Origin of the sequence: Neobacillus rhizosphaerae (assembly GCF_937468385.1) — a bacterium.
GTDB classification, from domain to species: Bacteria; Bacillota; Bacilli; order Bacillales; family Cytobacillaceae; genus Neobacillus; species Neobacillus rhizosphaerae.
Genome location: NZ_CALBWS010000016.1, coordinates 72,027 through 88,517 on the forward strand (window position 1 = coordinate 72,027; position 16,491 = coordinate 88,517).

A 16,491-nucleotide genomic window follows, 5' to 3' on the forward strand; every position below is an offset into this window, starting at 1 on the left:
ACTCCATCCTTACTCGCTTTTAAAGGCACGTTTTACTTTTGAGAAAAAACTTTCTTCATGTTCACCAATCGGAGAATTACCGCTGAGCTCCGCAAATTCTCTTAAAAGCTGCTTTTGTTTCTCAGAGAGCTTCGTTGGTGTAATAATGCGAACAATAATATACTGATCTCCGACACCATATCCGCGGACATTTGGTACACCTTTTCCTTTTAAACGGAATTTCTTACCCGTTTGCGTACCAGTAGGGATTTTCAGCTTTACTTTTCCATGCAAAGTTGGGACTTCAATTTCATCACCCAGCGATGCTTGAACAAACGTGATTGGCATTTCACAATAAATATCATCGCCATCTCGTTCAAAAAACTCATGTTGACGGACATGAAATACCACATAAAGGTCTCCAGATGGTCCTCCATTAATCCCGGCTTCCCCTTGACCAGCCATACGTAGCTGCTGACCGTCATCAATACCTGCTGGAATTTTAACGTGAATTTTCTTGCGTTTTTTCACTTTCCCTGCACCGCCGCAGGTTGAACACTTATGCTTTATTTCTTTCCCGGAACCATTACAATGGTGACATGTACGGCGATTTACAATCCTGCCGAAAGGAGTGTTTTGCTCTACATTCAATTGGCCAGTTCCTTGGCAATGCTGACAAGTCTCTGGTTTTGTTCCTGGTTTTGCGCCTGATCCACTGCAAGTTTCGCATGTTTCTTCCCGTGGAATTTCAATATCTGTTTCTTTACCAAACGCTGCTTCTTCAAATGAAACAGTCATCGTGTACTGAAGGTCTGCCCCTTGTCTCGGTGCATTTGGATCACGTCGTCTCGAACTGCCGCCTCCGCTACCAAAGAAGGTATTAAAGATATCTTCAAAACCTCCAAAACCGCCGCCGAAATCAGAACCACCGCCAAACCCTTGGTTCGGGTCCGTATGGCCAAACTGGTCATAATGGGACTTTTTTTGATCATCGCTTAATACTTCATAAGCTTCGGTAATTTCCTTGAATTTATCTGCCGCATCTGGCTCTTTATTAATATCTGGATGATATTGTTTAGACAGTTTACGATAAGCTTTTTTTATTTCATCCTTTGAAGCACTCTTACTAATCCCTAGCACTTCATAGTAATCCCGTTTATTCATTGATTACCACTCCCGAATTCTTTCACATAAAGATTATTCTAACACCCTTAAGATAGTTAAAGCAACAAAAAAGCCAAAGCCATGAGACTGACTTTGACTTTTTAGCGAGTTAACAAATAATTACATATAACAAAGGTACCTGTCTAGCTACAGCGCCAAGGCACTTCCGTTTATCTGTATTATTTATCGTCTTTTACTTCTTCAAATTCTGCATCGACAACATCGTCGTCTTTAGCCGTGGTATTTCCATCTTCTTGGCCGCCTTGCTGTGCTTGTGCCTGTTTAGCTGCTTCTTCATAAAGTTTAACGGTCAAGGCTTGAACGATTTCTTGTAATGCATCCTTTTTAGTACGGATTTCATTAAGATCATTTTTCTCAATCGCTTCTTTTAAAGCATCCTTAGCTTCATTTGCTTTTGCAACTTCACCCGCATCAACTTTACCTTCAAGGTCTTTTAATGTTTTTTCTGTTGTAAAGACAAGTTGGTCTGCTTCATTGCGAAGCTCCACTTCTTCCTTACGTTGTTTATCTGCATCCGCGTTTTCTTCCGCTTCTCTGACCATTTTTTGAATTTCTTCGTCAGAAAGTCCTGTTGAAGATTTAATCGTAATTTGTTGTTCTTTATTTGTGCCAAGGTCTTTCGCACGTACATTTACAATACCATTTTTATCAATATCAAAGTTCACTTCGATTTGTGGAATTCCACGTGGTGCTGGTGGAATATCCGATAACTGGAAGCGGCCTAATGTTTTATTATTAGCTGCCATTGGACGTTCCCCTTGAAGGACATGAATATCCACAGCAGTTTGGCTGTCAGCAGCTGTTGAGAATACCTGTGATTTTGATGTAGGGATAGTGGTATTACGATCAATTAATTTCGTAAATACGCCGCCCATTGTTTCAATACCAAGCGATAATGGAGTAACATCAAGCAAGACAACATCTTTAACATCACCAGTGATAACTCCACCCTGAATAGCAGCACCCATTGCTACTACTTCATCTGGGTTTACGCCGCGGTGAGGCTCCTGTCCAGTTGCTTTTTTAATTGCTTCTTGCACAGCAGGAATTCGTGTAGAGCCACCTACAAGAATTACTTTATCAATTTGTGATGGCGACATGCCAGCATCGCTAAGAGCTTGACGAGTTGGACCCATTGTCCGTTCCACGAGATGAGCGGATAATTCATCAAATTTCGCTCTGGACATGGTTACTTCAAGGTGAAGCGGTCCAGCAGCCCCAGCAGTGATAAATGGAAGCGAAATTTGTGTTGAAGTTACACCAGATAAATCTTTTTTCGCTTTTTCTGCAGCATCCTTTAATCGCTGTAAAGCCATTTTATCTTGAGAAAGGTCAATACCATTTTCTTTCTTGAATTGGTCAACTAAATAATCAATAATCACTTGGTCAAAATCGTCACCGCCAAGGCGATTATCACCTGCAGTTGCTTTAACTTGGAATACGCCGTCCCCTAGTTCAAGAATGGAAACGTCAAATGTACCACCACCAAGATCGTAAACAAGGATTGTATGATCATGATCGGTTTTATCTAAACCGTAAGCAAGCGCTGCAGCAGTCGGTTCATTGATAATACGTTCTACTTCAAGGCCAGCAATTTTTCCGGCATCTTTAGTAGCTTGGCGTTCTGCATCATTAAAATAGGCCGGTACCGTAATAACAGCCTTTGTTACTGGCTCACCAAGATAATCTTCAGCAAATGATTTTAAATATTGAAGAATGATGGCAGATAGTTCCTGTGGAGTATAATTCTTGCCTTCAATCTCTTGCTTAAAACTTGTGCCCATATGACGTTTGATTGACATGATTGTATTTGGATTCGTAATTGCTTGGCGCTTTGCCACTTCTCCGACTTGACGCTCTCCATTTTTAAATGCAATAACGGACGGAGTTGTACGATTTCCTTCTGGATTCGGAATTACTTTTGGTTCTCCGCCTTCAAGCACGGACACACAAGAGTTTGTTGTTCCAAGGTCAATACCAATTATTTTACTCATTGACTTTTCCTCCTTAATAAATATGTAAACTTATTGATTTACTTTTACCATTGCTGGGCGAATAACACGGTCCTTTAATAGATAACCCTTTTGAAATTCATCAGTAATAATATTGGATCCATAATTCTCATCCTCACCCTGCATCACGGCATGATGCTGATGTGGATCAAACTCTTTACCAACAGCTTCAATCTGTTCAACACCTTCTTTTTTCAAGGCATCTATAAGACTACGATACACCATATCCATACCTTGCAAAAGTGACTTTGTTTGTTCATTGTCAGCTTCTATATTCATTGCCCTTTCAAAATTATCTAATGCAGGCAACAAATCGGTAATTAATGCTTGAGCTCTATATTTTTCGCTCGCATCTAGATCCAATCTAGTGCGACGGCGGAAATTATCAAAATCTGCTTGAAGTCGTAGATAACGATTATCTGCCAACTCTAACTTATCGTTTAGCTGTTGAATTTCTTGGAGTTGCTCTTCAATGGGATTTACATCCGTTTGTTCCGTTGTTTCCATCTCATCTGAAACAGTCTCTGCTGCTTTTTCTTCAGTAAGTTCAACGTGATCAGTACTCTCAGTTTCTACTTCTTCATTCAATGTTTCGTTTCTCTCATTCATCAACTTACTCACCTCCCTTAAAGCATTTGCTTTTTTTACAAAAAAATCAATATTCATGGTTAAAGGGGTGAAACAAACAGGCATTTCACCCTTACTCAATATTACCTTTGCTAATTGGTTTGATACAGCTTCGTTAAGACCGCGGTCAAATCCTTGCTAAAAAATTGCAGCAGGCTAATCACACGTGAATATTCCATTCTTGTTGGACCAAGGATGGCAATGGTGCCTAAATTTTCAACACCTGCCGAATAGGTAGCTGTAATTAAACTACAATTATCCATAATACTATTATTGTTTTCCCTGCCAATTTTGATATGAATACCTGCCGATTCAGTTCTGATTAAATTATATATCCACTCTTCTTGATCAATCATTGTTAGAAGACTGCGGATTTTTGTAATATCATGAAATTCCGGCTGGCTTAACATATTTGTTTTTCCCCCGAAGAAAAGCTTTTCGGTTGCTGGCATTTTTAAAGAATCTGCAATTGTATGCAGCATTAAATCGTAGTTATGGATATGCTGTCTTAACAGCATCGCCACTTCCTTATAGATCTTATCGTTTAAATCATCAAGAGGCACTCCTGCTAAACGATTGTTCAAAATATTAACGGTTTTTTCTAAATCACTTGCATCAACGGAGGCAGGCAATGTAAAGGTTCGATTTTCAACATGGCCTGTATCGGTAACAAAAATAGCGACTGCTGTTTCTTTATTTAACGGTATGATTTGGATTTTTTTCAACTTATTGATACTCACGGCTGGTCCAAGAACAATCGAAGTATAATTGGTTAGATCCGATAGAATTTTAGCAGATCGTTGAATGATTTTTTCAAACTCAAAAATTTTCTCTGCAAAAATAGATTGAATAATCGTGATATCTTGCTGATTTAAAACCTGAGGCGACAGTAAATGATCAACATAATACCGATACCCTTTCTCCGATGGAACACGCCCTGAAGAGGTATGCGTTTTTTCAATAAATCCCAACTCTTCAAGGTCAGCCATTTCATTGCGAATCGTTGCTGAACTGAAGGAAATTTCCTCCTTTTTCGACAAACTCCTCGAGCCAACTGGTTGGGCAGAACGAATAAAGTCATCAACAATAACCTGAAGAATTAACAATTGACGATCTGTTAACAACATTCATCACCTCTGTTAGCACTCCCAGTTACCGAGTGCTAATTATACTAATAAATTATCAAAAAAGGGGGGATGGTGTCAATCATTTGATACTAAGAAAAAGCAGAACCTACCTCCAAGTCAAACAGTAACTAAGAAGGATTGAAAAACTTCATTTCCTAATAGCCGGCCCTTTTTTGTTAAAAATATTTTTTCTTTCTCCACTTCGATCCATTGTTTAGTAATTAAGTCGGCAATCTCATTCCTAAATATGTCTCGTGGATCCCGGTCAAATTTCTCGATAAATTGAGAAATCGAAACTCCCTCTGTTTTACGTAACCCAAGGAACATTTCCTCTTCCATTTGTTCAGCTTTGGTTACCAGATGGTCTTCTAAAATCGGAAGAACACCGCTGTTTATTTGCTCGATATATTTTTTCAACGGACCTGAATTGGAACGTCTGATTCCATTGAGATAACTATGGGCACCAGCCCCAAAGCCATAATAATATTCATTATTCCAATAGGTTAAGTTGTGCTTGCTTTCAAATCCAGGTTTTGAAAAATTGCTTATTTCATATTGTTTAAATCCTTGTTTTTCCATTTTCTCCATCAAAAGCTCATACATCGCAGCTTCTACATCTTCACCTGGCGTTAGTAGTTTGCCTTTTTTCAGTAAGTTATAAAAAACCGTCTTTGGTTCAATGATTAAGGAATAAGCGGAATAATGAGTAATATCTAAGGAAAATGCCTCAATTAATGATTCTTCAAAGTCTGCAATGGTTTGTGTTGGCAAGCTAAAGATGAGATCTATACTGATATTTTCAAATCCTACCTTTTTGGCATTTTCTACGGATTGATAAATATCCTTTGCCCGATGAACACGGCCGATTTTCTTTAACAGTTCATCATTAAAGGTTTGGACTCCAAGACTGATTCGGTTTACACCCGCATCCTTTAATATTTGTAATTTCTCCTTTGTTAAATCACCAGGATTTGCTTCAAAGGTGAATTCCAGCTTTTCGGCTTTAGGTAAATTCCTGTTAATACCTTCACAAAATCGATATAGCTGTTGTTCATTTAAAGAGGTCGGCGTGCCACCCCCAACAAATATCGTTTGCAGTTGATTTGTCGGATATTGAGCAAGAGTCATCTTCATTTCTTGGTCAAGAGCCTGCAAATAGTCATCTACAGGCTGTCCTTTTAGAAACACCTTATTAAAATCACAATAATGGCAAATATGTTCACAAAAAGGGATGTGAATATAGGCAGCTTGAATCATGTTTACACCTTCTCTTCTAATAACAAAAAGAGGCTGGATTTCGCCTTTAAGTAGACTAGTCCCACCCTCCCAATTAATTTTTTATTTCTTTGTATTATTATCATCCATTTTTAAGACAGCCATAAATGCCTCTTGCGGTACTTCAACAGATCCAACTTGTTTCATCCGTTTTTTACCTTCTTTTTGTTTCTCGAGCAATTTACGCTTTCGGGAGATATCCCCACCATAACATTTTGCCAATACGTTTTTCCGCATAGCTTTAATGGTGGAACGAGCAACAATTTTTTGACCGATAGCAGCTTGGATTGGAACCTCAAATTGCTGTCTTGGGATTAGTTCCTTCAACTTTTCAACGATTACTTTACCGCGGTCATAAGCAAAATCCTTGTGGACAATAAAGCTTAAGGCATCGACTTTTTCAGCGTTTAACAAGATATCCATTTTAACCAAGCTGGATGGTTTATAGCCAATCAGTTCATAATCGAAGGAGGCGTAACCCCTTGTACTTGATTTCAGTTGATCAAAGAAATCATATACAATTTCAGCCAATGGAATTTCATAAATAATGCTAACCCGATTTTCCCCTTGGTACTGCATATCAATAAAAATTCCTCGCTTGAACTGGCATAGCTCCATAATGGCTCCAACATACTCGTTTGGTGCCATCATTGTTGCTTTCACATATGGCTCTTCGACACGATCAATTTTCTGCGGGTCCGGTAAATTAGACGGATTATCCACTTTCAACTCGGAGCCATCTGTCATATGAACATGATAAATTACACTTGGTGCTGTTGTAATTAAATCAATTTTGAATTCACGTTCAATCCGTTCTTGGATGATTTCCATGTGAAGCAGTCCGAGGAACCCGCATCGGAAGCCAAAACCAAGTGCCTGAGAGGTTTCTGGTTCGAATTGTAAGGCCGAATCATTCAATTGTAACTTTTCAAGTGCTTCACGAAGGTCATTAAATTTGGCCGTGTCGATTGGGTAAAGACCGCAATAAACCATCGGATTAAGCTTTCGATAACCTGGAAGCGGCTCAGTAGCCCCATTCTTCGCATTTGTGATCGTATCCCCGACACGTGTATCGCCAACGTTTTTAATAGATGCTGTCAAAAAGCCTACATCACCAACGGTTAACTCATCAAGCAACGTCGATTTCGGTGAAAAAACACCTACTTCATTTACTTCAAACTCTTTTCCGGTTGCCATCATTTTTATTTTGTCGCCCACTTTAACAGAACCATCGACAACACGAATATAGGCAACAACTCCGCGATAGGCATCATATAAGGAGTCAAAAATCAAGGCCTTTAACGGTGCATCCGGATCCCCAATTGGCGCCGGCACAGTTTTGACAACTTGTTCAAGGATTTCTTCAATGCCAATTCCTGCTTTGGCGGAGGCTAAGACAGCTTCTGAGGCATCTAAGCCAATTACTTCTTCAATCTCACCGCGAACCCTTTCAGGCTCGGCACTTGGTAAGTCGATTTTATTAATAACCGGCAATATTTCAAGGTCGTTATCAAGGGCAAGGTATACGTTCGCTAGTGTCTGTGCTTCAATTCCCTGCGCAGCGTCAACGACTAAAATAGCCCCTTCGCATGCAGCAAGGCTCCTTGATACCTCATATGTGAAATCGACGTGCCCCGGTGTATCAATTAGATGAAAAATATATTCTTCTCCATCTTTTGCTTTATATTTTAACTGAACGGCATTTAACTTGATTGTAATCCCGCGTTCTCTCTCTAAATCCATTGAATCCAAGAGCTGGTCTTTCATTTCTCGAGATGACAACGCATTGGTTTTTTCCAAAATACGATCTGCCAATGTGGATTTCCCATGGTCAATATGAGCAATAATCGAGAAATTTCTTATCTTTGCTTGTCGTTTGAGTCTTTCTTCTCTGTTCATGGTCGTTCACTCCTACTTTACTCGCACATGTACACTATTGTTGATTATATCAGCAAAGAAAAGTGGAAATCAATGTTTTTAGAACAAGAAACTGCCTACGTAGGACACCTCTACATCGACTTTCGCCTTCTTTTTTCGAGGAATTGCCTACGTAGAACACTTCTACATCGGCTTTTGCCTTCTTTTTTCGTGGAAACACCTACGTAGAACACCTCTACATCGACTTTTGCCTTCTTTTTTCGTGGAAATGCTTACGTAGAACACTTCTACATCGGCTTTCGCCTTCTTTTTTCGATGGATGCCTACGTAGAACACTTCTACATCGGCTTTCGCCTTCTTTTTTCGATGAATTGCCTACGTAGAACACTTCTACATCGACTTTCGCCTTCTTTTTTCGAGGAAACACCTACGTAGAACACCTCTACATCGACTTTTGCTTTCTTTTTTCGTGGAAATGCCTGCGTAGAACACTTCTACATCGGCTTTCGCCTTCTTTTTTCGATGAATTGCTTAACCACAAAATAGCGGCACCATTGCGGCGCCGCTTTCATGACTAATCCGTTATTAGTTGAATAAGTTTTTCGGAGGCGCTGGAAATACCGTTTGACATTTTCTTTCCCATCGAAGAGAAGAAATTAAACGCACTTATTTCCTCTAATTTCTTCTTTTTCGCCTCTATATCATGACTAGAGATATCGTTACCTAGAAAGGAGGCCATAAATTGATTGTTCGTTTCATTTATGGAAACAGCATTTTGAAAGTTTGGATCGTCATAGCCCTTCATTTTATGAATTCCGCCATTGGCAATTTGCATTCCGGTTAAAACGGAGATGAACATAAGAGCGGCAATTCCAAAACTTTTCAGGATAAACATTTTCATAAATATGCTCCCTTACAGCTATTGTTTTTTGGTCGATTGGTCAACATCCTTGTTCACTTTCTCTGCCTGCCAGTAATATTCACTAAACACATCTGCAAGAGCGTCAGCCGAACGATTTAACTCTTCAAATGTGTTATCCACCCCGCCAAATTCGATTAAAATAGCATTTTCTGAAAGGTTTTGATTATAAACACCGTTGGAATCAGGATCTCTTTTCACCTGTACTCCTCTGCTTAATCCCTCATATTTTTTTTCTAAAAGATTATGGAGTTCAGTTGCCAGTTTTTGGTTTTTTTCGTAATTAGGGTTTTTACCTCCAATGATGAAGAAAATTCTTGCATATGATTTCCCGTTAATCGTAATGGTCGTTTTGTCTTTCCTCTGCGAATCCCGATGAATATCGATTAAATATTGTAAATCACGATTGGAGGACATTGCTGTTTGAACAACCGAACGTGATTCTAGGTAGGATTTCCCAAATTTCCAGCCTTTTTTATTTAAGTTCGCCTGAATATCCGTTTTATCAACAAAAGTTCCAATTCCTCTATCCTCTAGACTGGTTTTTAATTGGTCACCAATTTTGGTAACGTTAATTTGTGAGTGGTAGGCTAAATTGGAATTAGTGACCCCTTTAAGATATGGTAAATAAGATTCCCGATTATGTGAAAAGTAAAGGTATATGACCTTACGATCACCAGTTGTTTGCCCGGGTGCAACAGGTGGCTTTTCATCCGCCCCCTTTTCTAAACCTTCAAGATTCTGCAGCGCTGCCTCCCGCTCGGCTTTCATTATTTCAATCGGTGGCGAAGACTCAATTGGCATATTCGTATAATTCGTCCCTTCGCCAGCAACAACAATTTTTCCATCAAATTGAAAGAATCCGGGGAGCTCCCTGCCCAGAAGACTCCGTGGGTCATTCAGATTAATATTGCTTGCTAACTTAATTACCAAACTGGTCAGCTTGGGGGTTGCCGCCCACTTTTTTTCCACCTTCAAAAAATTATGGTTTTCCCAACCCATTAGTTGATATAGCAATTCACCGTTTACATTTATAGTTGCTTGATTTACCGAGGAAGACATTAGTCTATATTGTGGCTTTAACGAAGTTAAGAGCCCGCTGATTGAAAAGACCAATATCATAAATAATGATAGAGCCGCGACAATTTTTAGAATACTTGTTCCTTGTACGCTCAGAAACGTACTTGATGTTCTAGTATTTTTCATGGTTCCACCCCGCTTCAACAATTCTAGTAAATCTTATGACATTACTAGAATTGATAGAACCATTTATTTATAAATAGAGTGTGATTATCTACGGACAACTGCTAAAAATAACTATTGCTTTTTCTGTGGAAAAGGGGCGGAGCGCCGCAAAAATAAATCACTTTAACCAGTTTAAGTGAAATACCCATTTCACTAGACGAAAGATGTGAAGTTTAGCTCTGCTCTCACCGCCTTTATTAGGTGACTACGGCTTGTTCTCTAAATTTATTTCCATGGTAGGGTTGGGAGTTGAGGCTCATGATAGTTTTTTGTAGTGAAAATTTAGATTCACTTTACAAATCATCTACAAAATAGCTAGATGAGCTTGAGCGAATTTATCCCTCATGTTCTTTAGGTCCTCATTCCCCTTCATGAGGACCGTTTTCTCGGCTTTTTCTCTTTTTCTGTCCATATAATCCCACTTCGTCTTTATTCCTTTTTCAGGCTTCATGAAGCCAAATAAGCAACCATTAAATCACTCTGCCTCTAAAAATAATTTTAGTTGAACAAGCTAGCCAGTTATTAGTAATAACTATTTTGTCATAAATCCAGCATTCTCTTGATTAACCACACTGTGAAGTGAGGCATTCAACCCGTTCGCCAGCAGATTTGCCATATCCTCTATGAAAACGTCTACTTCCTTTGGTGTCACCATTAAATTGTGGCCGATTGGGGACAGGACCTCATAGATTAACTTTCGTTTTTCATCATCTGACAAGGTGCCTATCATACCGAGAAACGTCTTCCGATGTTTTTCTTCAGGTAAATCTTCTTCCGTAAGCTTTCTTTTTTCGCCAAAGCTCATTCCTGCTGGTGCAAGTGCCCTTGAAGGGCGATTACCTTCTCTCAACTCTTTCCCAAAATGTTTTAGAATGAAATCGATTGTGTCACTTGTAATTGACACAGCATCTACAACCGTTGGAACTCCGATGGCAATGACAGGAATTCCCAATGTTTCTTTACTGAGTTCCTTTCTTTTGTTACCAACTCCTGAACCAGGGTGAATGCCAGTATCGGAAATTTGGATGGTCGAATTTACTCTCTCAATGGATCTTGAAGCCAAAGCGTCAATGGCAATCACAAAATCAGGTTTTGTTTTTTCAACAACGCCAAAAATAATATCACTTGTCTCAATCCCTGTCAGACCCATAACACCTGGAGATAATGCACTTACGGAGCGATATCCTTCCTCCACATTTTCCGGCTGTAACTGGAATAAATGACGTGTGACAAGTAAGTTTTCGCAAACCAACGGTCCAAGTGCATCTGGGGTTACATTCCAATTCCCAAGACCAACAACAAGACATGAATCTGTTTTTTTAATCCCGGAGCCTTCTAAAAAATATGAAAACTCCCTTGCAAATATCTCACCAACCTGCTTCTGGACCTCCGTATTTTGCTGACGGATTCCTTGTACCTCAACTGTTAAGTATCTGCCTGCTTTTTTACCGAGCTGCGTTTCTCCCTGTTTAGTTACTTCAACTAATGAAATTTTTATATCATCGACATCTTTTTCCTTGATGATGACGCCCTCAATTTGTGAAAGGTTTTCCTCGTGCCCGACTGTCCCCGCCCTACCGGCAATGACCATTTCCCTTGCTTCAATCGCTAAATCGGTTCGAACAGAATATTGACTTAAGTCAATCGACTCACCCATTTTTTTATTCACTCCTAAGCCTATAAATTGAAACTATTTCCTATTTTTGCCCTTTTCGTCCTAAAACATGCAATTTATAAACAAGTATTGCAATATAGGCCTCTATTTGATAAAATACTTCTTGTTCTGAATTATTATGGATGAATGTATAGTCGAGTTCATATAGTCTCGATTCTTTGTAGGAGGTGAATGGAATGCCTAACATTAAATCTGCTATTAAGCGTGTAAAAACAAATGAAGCTAAAAATGCTCAAAATACAACTGCTAAATCCGCAATGCGTACGGCTGTTAAAAAAGTAGAAGCTGCGGTTTCAACTAACGACGCTGTTGTTGCGAAAGAAGCATTAGTAACTGCTGCTAGTAAATTAGACAAGGCTGCTGCAAAAGGTCTTATCCACAAAAATGCTGCTGCTCGTAAAAAATCACGTCTAATGAAAAAATCTAACGCTTTATAAAAAACGGAAGCTGCCTTTGCGCGAAGTATACTAGCGCAGGAACACCAATTAATAAATAAGCGTAAAAAAACGATTCCCGCTTACAGGAATCGTTTTTTTTACTTTTTTAACCGAAACAATAACATTTCAATTAGTAATGATTTATTCATACCGCCAGTTTTCATTTGATAGTCCGCATCGGCAAGCAGTTCCATAAGGCTTGCTAATTCTTCATCAGAAAATTTATTAGCCTGGCCAAGTGCCAGCTTGACACGGAACGGATGTGTTTTCAAATAACCAGCTATTTGCTGCTGCCCGTAGCCCCGTCTAGAAAGCTCCTTCACTTGGTAAATTAATCGGAATTGACCTGCCATGAGCGCCAAGATTTTGATTGGTTCTTCATTTTGCTTTAATAAGTCATAATAAATCCGTAAAGCCTCATCAAGCTTTCGCTGCACAACTTTTTCTATCAAGGAGAATATATTTTGCTCTAGCGATCTGGCCACTAACATTTCCACTAAATTTACATCAATTCTCTTTTGATCCGCGGCATATAAGGCCAGTTTATCTACTTCATTGGTAATCATAAACATATTTGTACCCACAAGTGCCAGTAGCTTTTCCACTGCCTCGGGTTCGAATTCTATCCCGCTGGCTTTCGACCGGTCTTTTACCCAATTGATTAATTCGTGGTCTCGTAACTTTTTTGCTTCAACAATTTCGGCATTTCGTTTTAATTCTTTAGTTACTTTTTTTCGTTCGTCTAGTTTTTCATAAGGAGCAGAAATGACCATTACCGTATATGGCGCTGGTTCCTTCAGATAAGCCTCAAATTTGGCTAAATTATGATCAACCTTCTCTTTTGATTTTTCTGCAGTTAAAAAAGCTGGATTATGTAAAAAAACTACTTTTCTTTCACCAAAGAACGGAAATGTTTCGGCATCTTCTAAGGCCACATCGATTGGAGTTTCTTCTAAATCATACGCTGAAAAATTAAAATCCTTTTCTTCTTCGTTTAAAACATGGTTAAGTAGTAATTGTTTCGTTTCATTAATTAAATACGCCTCTGTTCCATATAATAAATAAATAGGAGCAAAATCCCTTTTTTTAATTTTTCGCCAAATATCTAATACCATTGTCCGCGCTCCCCTACATTTCACTCACTACTTATCGTAATGAAGCTTGGACCATTTGACAAGTATTAAAAGGGAATTAGCTACTTTTCCAAAAATCCAAAAAGCGCCAATTCCCGCTCTATAATAAACGCCTGCAATATTTTGACCTAGGATCTTTTATTGCCTGGCGGAGTTCCCTTTCGTAATTATAGTGTAGCCTTCCTTGAGTCAAACTATTTTGACAACTCTTGTCAGTACAGGAAAACCAATTCGAGGTAGGCTGGATTTTTTTTAACGAATGACTTATACTATATGTTGAAATAGGGGGGGTAGACTGTGAACGAATTTGAAAAAAATCCGCAGAGTAAGCGTAACGATGCAATCGATTCTGGAGTAGGATTTGGGGTTTCTTTTGGCCTTTTTGCTTTAATGTTTATCATTGCAACAGTAATTAAGCTAATCGGTTCATAATTGGATGGCTACATATGTGTAATTTCTAGGGCTGCGAATGCAGCCTCTTTTATTTATCCAAAAGCAATGGTATAAATTTCCTATCAGGGAGAAGTGCAATCATACCCCTGTCTTCGCCTTACGGCTTGCCGATCGTAAGTTTTCTTTATTTTTATCCTATGGCAAATAAGTAGAAAAGGTTCCTTTATTTCGATAAAAACGGAAAGTTATCGCCCCCTTCAGATCCGTCCGGTAAATCGTGGCGTTCGTTTCTCTTAAACGCTCTAATACCTCTTGATGGGGATGTCCATATCGATTTTTTTCACCGGCAGAAATCAACGCAGTACTCGGTTTTATTTGCTTGATGAACACTTCGGCACTAGAGGTTTTACTTCCATGATGACCTGCTTTTAAAACATCAACCATTAAATTTGGATATTTTTTAATGATTTTCATTTCTCCTTCTTGGTCAAGGTCTCCTCCAAAGAACCAGTTAACTCCCCCAATTGGAACAATTATTGTAATCGATCCACTGTTTCGTTCACCGCTAAAATTTTTTTCGGGTGAAAGAACATAAAATATACTCTGTTCAGTTTGCCATTGATCCCCTTCAGATACTTTGAGGATTGGGATTCCCTTTTTATTTGCTGCTTGGATAATGTTTATTTCATTTTCAGAGGGGGCTGTGACAGATGGGAGGAGTATTTGCTTTACGTTAAGCTCTTTTATAATCGAAAAAGCCCCGTCCATATGGTCCATATCACCATGGGTAAGAATAAGTTTGTCGATTTTCGTGATTCCCTTTGCTTTCAAAAAAGGAACAACAACATCTCTGCCCACTTCATACGGTTTTGACCTTTGTCGCCACTCTTCTTCAGCAAACGCTATCGTCCCTCCTGTATCGATGAGATAGGTTCCCTTACCATACGGGAAATGAATCAAAATACTATCACCTTGCCCCACATCAATTATCGTTACTTCACCAAACGGGTATAACCAATTCCAGACATGTTGAAAGGTGAACAGGATCACAATCAGCGTGATAAGGTGGACTTTTCTTTTTGGATAAGACTTTGTTTCCCAGAGGTAGAAAATGCCTATTACGATAAGAATGTATATAATTATCTGGATTACGCTCGGCCTGCCAGAAACAAACCGGGCGAAACTTAAATCGGCAAGAGAACCAATAAGTTGATTAGATAAATAAATGATTTTCAAAAAAACAGCGATTAGGATTTGCGGCGTTTTTCCGAATAGAATTTGAATCATAAACAGGAAATATAATCCAGGTAGATAAATAAAGGAAAAAAGTGGGATGTACAACAGATTGGCTACTATACCTATCAAAGACATTTCGAAATAATGATACAGCAATAATGGTAGAGCAGCCAATTGAGCTGTAACAGAAGTAGCCAGCATTCCTGCAAGATTTTCTTGAAACTGCCGCAATATAAACGGCGCTGACAGAATGATAGCAATACTTACTGTAAAGGAAAGCTGAAAGCCAACATCAAAAATGACCTTGGGGGTAAAAAATAAAAAAATCATAAACGCCAAACTAATCGCATCAATTGCTAGAAGCTTTAGTTTGCTTTTCCATTTTACAGTAATTAAGACAAGAAAAATCATTAATGCTGCCCGGATGACAGATGATGAAGCCCCAGTAAGAATAACATAAATTGGTAAAATAATGAGAAGAAAATTCATCATAAACTGTCTTGTTAATCCGATGCGAAGTCCAAGATAAGAAACCATTCCTATCAATATCGATACATGAAGGCCGGAAATGGCAAGCAAATGGACGATGCCGGTTTTTTGATAATCTCCTAATAAAACCGGATCAAGCATGCTTCGGTCACCAAATATTAAAGCGGACGATAGTGAGGCAATTTCCTTTGGGAAATGGGCTTCAAGATAATGAATACCTGAAAAACGCAGCTGTTTAATCATGGTCATGGGAGAAGGTCTTATCGGGGAACAAGTTTGAAGTGGATTACCCTGAATTTCTACAATCCAATAAATATTCTTCGAGGCTAGATAGGCACGATAGTTAAAGCCATTAGGATTTTTTACAGGGGAGGGTTTCTTCATGGTGCCTGACACCTTGCATAAACAGTCGTACATACTTTTATTTTTTACAGCTTGTTTTTCTTCTTCTGATTTGATTTTGTAGCGGATGAGCAGTTTTTCTTTGAATTGTTTTTCGACTGCCGGCACCAGCAGCAGGTCGCCATCTATTTTGGGGTCTTGGATAAATTCGAGATGAAAGGTGGTGGTTGTTTCGGGAATGATCGTCTTATTTATTGTTACTGCATGGTATCCAACTAGCAAAAAAAGCAACCAAATAGCCATTACTAGAATTAGCTGTGTTTTCTTAAATTGTTTGTTTTTGGATAAGGCCAAAAGATAAATAAAAAATAATAAAAAGAAAGGTAGAAATTTAATAAATGTGCAAAGTGCAGCTAATAAAGCGGCTATTGCAAAATATAGATATTTTCCATTCATAATCTTTTCTCCATTTGTGATTTTCAATTTAGACGGACTTTTCTTAATAGTGTGAAACGCCGGCTTTTAACCGGCGTCTACAA

13 protein-coding genes are annotated in these 16,491 nt (G+C 38.8%); 2 read left to right on the top strand and 11 right to left on the bottom strand.

Going from position 1 to position 16,491, the window contains the following annotated elements; translation table 11 throughout:
* Positions 1–9: 9 nt before the first annotated feature.
* The 9 genes from dnaJ to gpr form a co-directional block, all read right to left on the bottom strand.
* Positions 10–1,143: a molecular chaperone DnaJ gene (gene dnaJ, locus M5A78_RS13170; RefSeq protein WP_248735726.1), complete on the bottom strand. Its 1,134-nt coding sequence runs from the start codon at positions 1,141–1,143 to the stop codon at positions 10–12.
* 179 nt (positions 1,144–1,322) lie between these two features.
* Positions 1,323–3,158, bottom strand: coding sequence for a molecular chaperone DnaK (gene dnaK, locus M5A78_RS13175; RefSeq protein WP_248735727.1), 1,836 nt, complete (start codon positions 3,156–3,158; stop codon positions 1,323–1,325).
* 30 nt (positions 3,159–3,188) lie between these two features.
* Positions 3,189–3,785, bottom strand: coding sequence for a nucleotide exchange factor GrpE (gene grpE / locus M5A78_RS13180; protein WP_248735766.1), 597 nt, complete (start codon positions 3,783–3,785; stop codon positions 3,189–3,191).
* Positions 3,786–3,895: 110 nt separating this feature from the next.
* Positions 3,896–4,927 (bottom strand): heat-inducible transcriptional repressor HrcA, encoded by a 1,032-nt coding sequence (gene hrcA, locus M5A78_RS13185; RefSeq protein WP_248735767.1) that lies wholly within the window; start codon positions 4,925–4,927, stop codon positions 3,896–3,898.
* Positions 4,928–5,047: 120 nt separating this feature from the next.
* Positions 5,048–6,187 carry a radical SAM family heme chaperone HemW gene (gene hemW, locus M5A78_RS13190; protein WP_248735728.1) on the bottom strand — a complete coding sequence of 380 codons (1,140 nt, stop codon included), beginning with the start codon at positions 6,185–6,187 and terminating at the stop codon, positions 5,048–5,050.
* A gap of 81 nt (positions 6,188–6,268) precedes the next feature.
* A complete protein-coding gene (gene lepA / locus M5A78_RS13195; protein WP_248735729.1) occupies positions 6,269–8,104 on the bottom strand; it encodes a translation elongation factor 4 in 1,836 nt (611 codons plus the stop codon).
* Between the two features lie 553 nt (positions 8,105–8,657).
* Positions 8,658–8,984: a DUF3679 domain-containing protein gene (locus tag M5A78_RS13200; RefSeq protein WP_248735730.1), complete on the bottom strand. Its 327-nt coding sequence runs from the start codon at positions 8,982–8,984 to the stop codon at positions 8,658–8,660.
* 18 nt (positions 8,985–9,002) lie between these two features.
* The gene (spoIIP, locus tag M5A78_RS13205) at positions 9,003–10,208 is read right to left on the bottom strand and encodes a stage II sporulation protein P (RefSeq protein ID WP_248735731.1); all 1,206 of its coding nucleotides are present in this window, start codon (positions 10,206–10,208) and stop codon (positions 9,003–9,005) included.
* Positions 10,209–10,779: 571 nt separating this feature from the next.
* On the bottom strand, positions 10,780–11,904 hold the full coding sequence (gpr, locus tag M5A78_RS13210; RefSeq protein ID WP_248735732.1) for a GPR endopeptidase: 1,125 nt from the start codon (positions 11,902–11,904) through the stop codon (positions 10,780–10,782).
* A 194-nt stretch (positions 11,905–12,098) separates the two neighbouring features.
* On the opposite strand from gpr, the gene rpsT reads away from it, so the two are divergent.
* On the top strand, positions 12,099–12,359 hold the full coding sequence (gene rpsT / locus M5A78_RS13215) for a 30S ribosomal protein S20 (RefSeq protein WP_248735733.1): 261 nt from the start codon (positions 12,099–12,101) through the stop codon (positions 12,357–12,359).
* A 98-nt stretch (positions 12,360–12,457) separates the two neighbouring features.
* Here the strand turns inward: rpsT and holA are convergent, their stop codons facing one another.
* A complete protein-coding gene (holA, locus tag M5A78_RS13220) occupies positions 12,458–13,474 on the bottom strand; it encodes a DNA polymerase III subunit delta (RefSeq protein WP_248735734.1) in 1,017 nt (338 codons plus the stop codon).
* A 315-nt stretch (positions 13,475–13,789) separates the two neighbouring features.
* Here holA and M5A78_RS13225 point away from each other — a divergent pair, with 315 nt between their 5' ends.
* Positions 13,790–13,924, top strand: coding sequence for a YqzM family protein (locus M5A78_RS13225; protein WP_248735735.1), 135 nt, complete (start codon positions 13,790–13,792; stop codon positions 13,922–13,924).
* Between the two features lie 156 nt (positions 13,925–14,080).
* On the opposite strand, the gene M5A78_RS13230 is transcribed toward M5A78_RS13225, so the two are convergent.
* Positions 14,081–16,408: a DNA internalization-related competence protein ComEC/Rec2 gene (locus M5A78_RS13230; protein WP_248735736.1), complete on the bottom strand. Its 2,328-nt coding sequence runs from the start codon at positions 16,406–16,408 to the stop codon at positions 14,081–14,083.
* Positions 16,409–16,491: the final 83 nt, after the last annotated feature.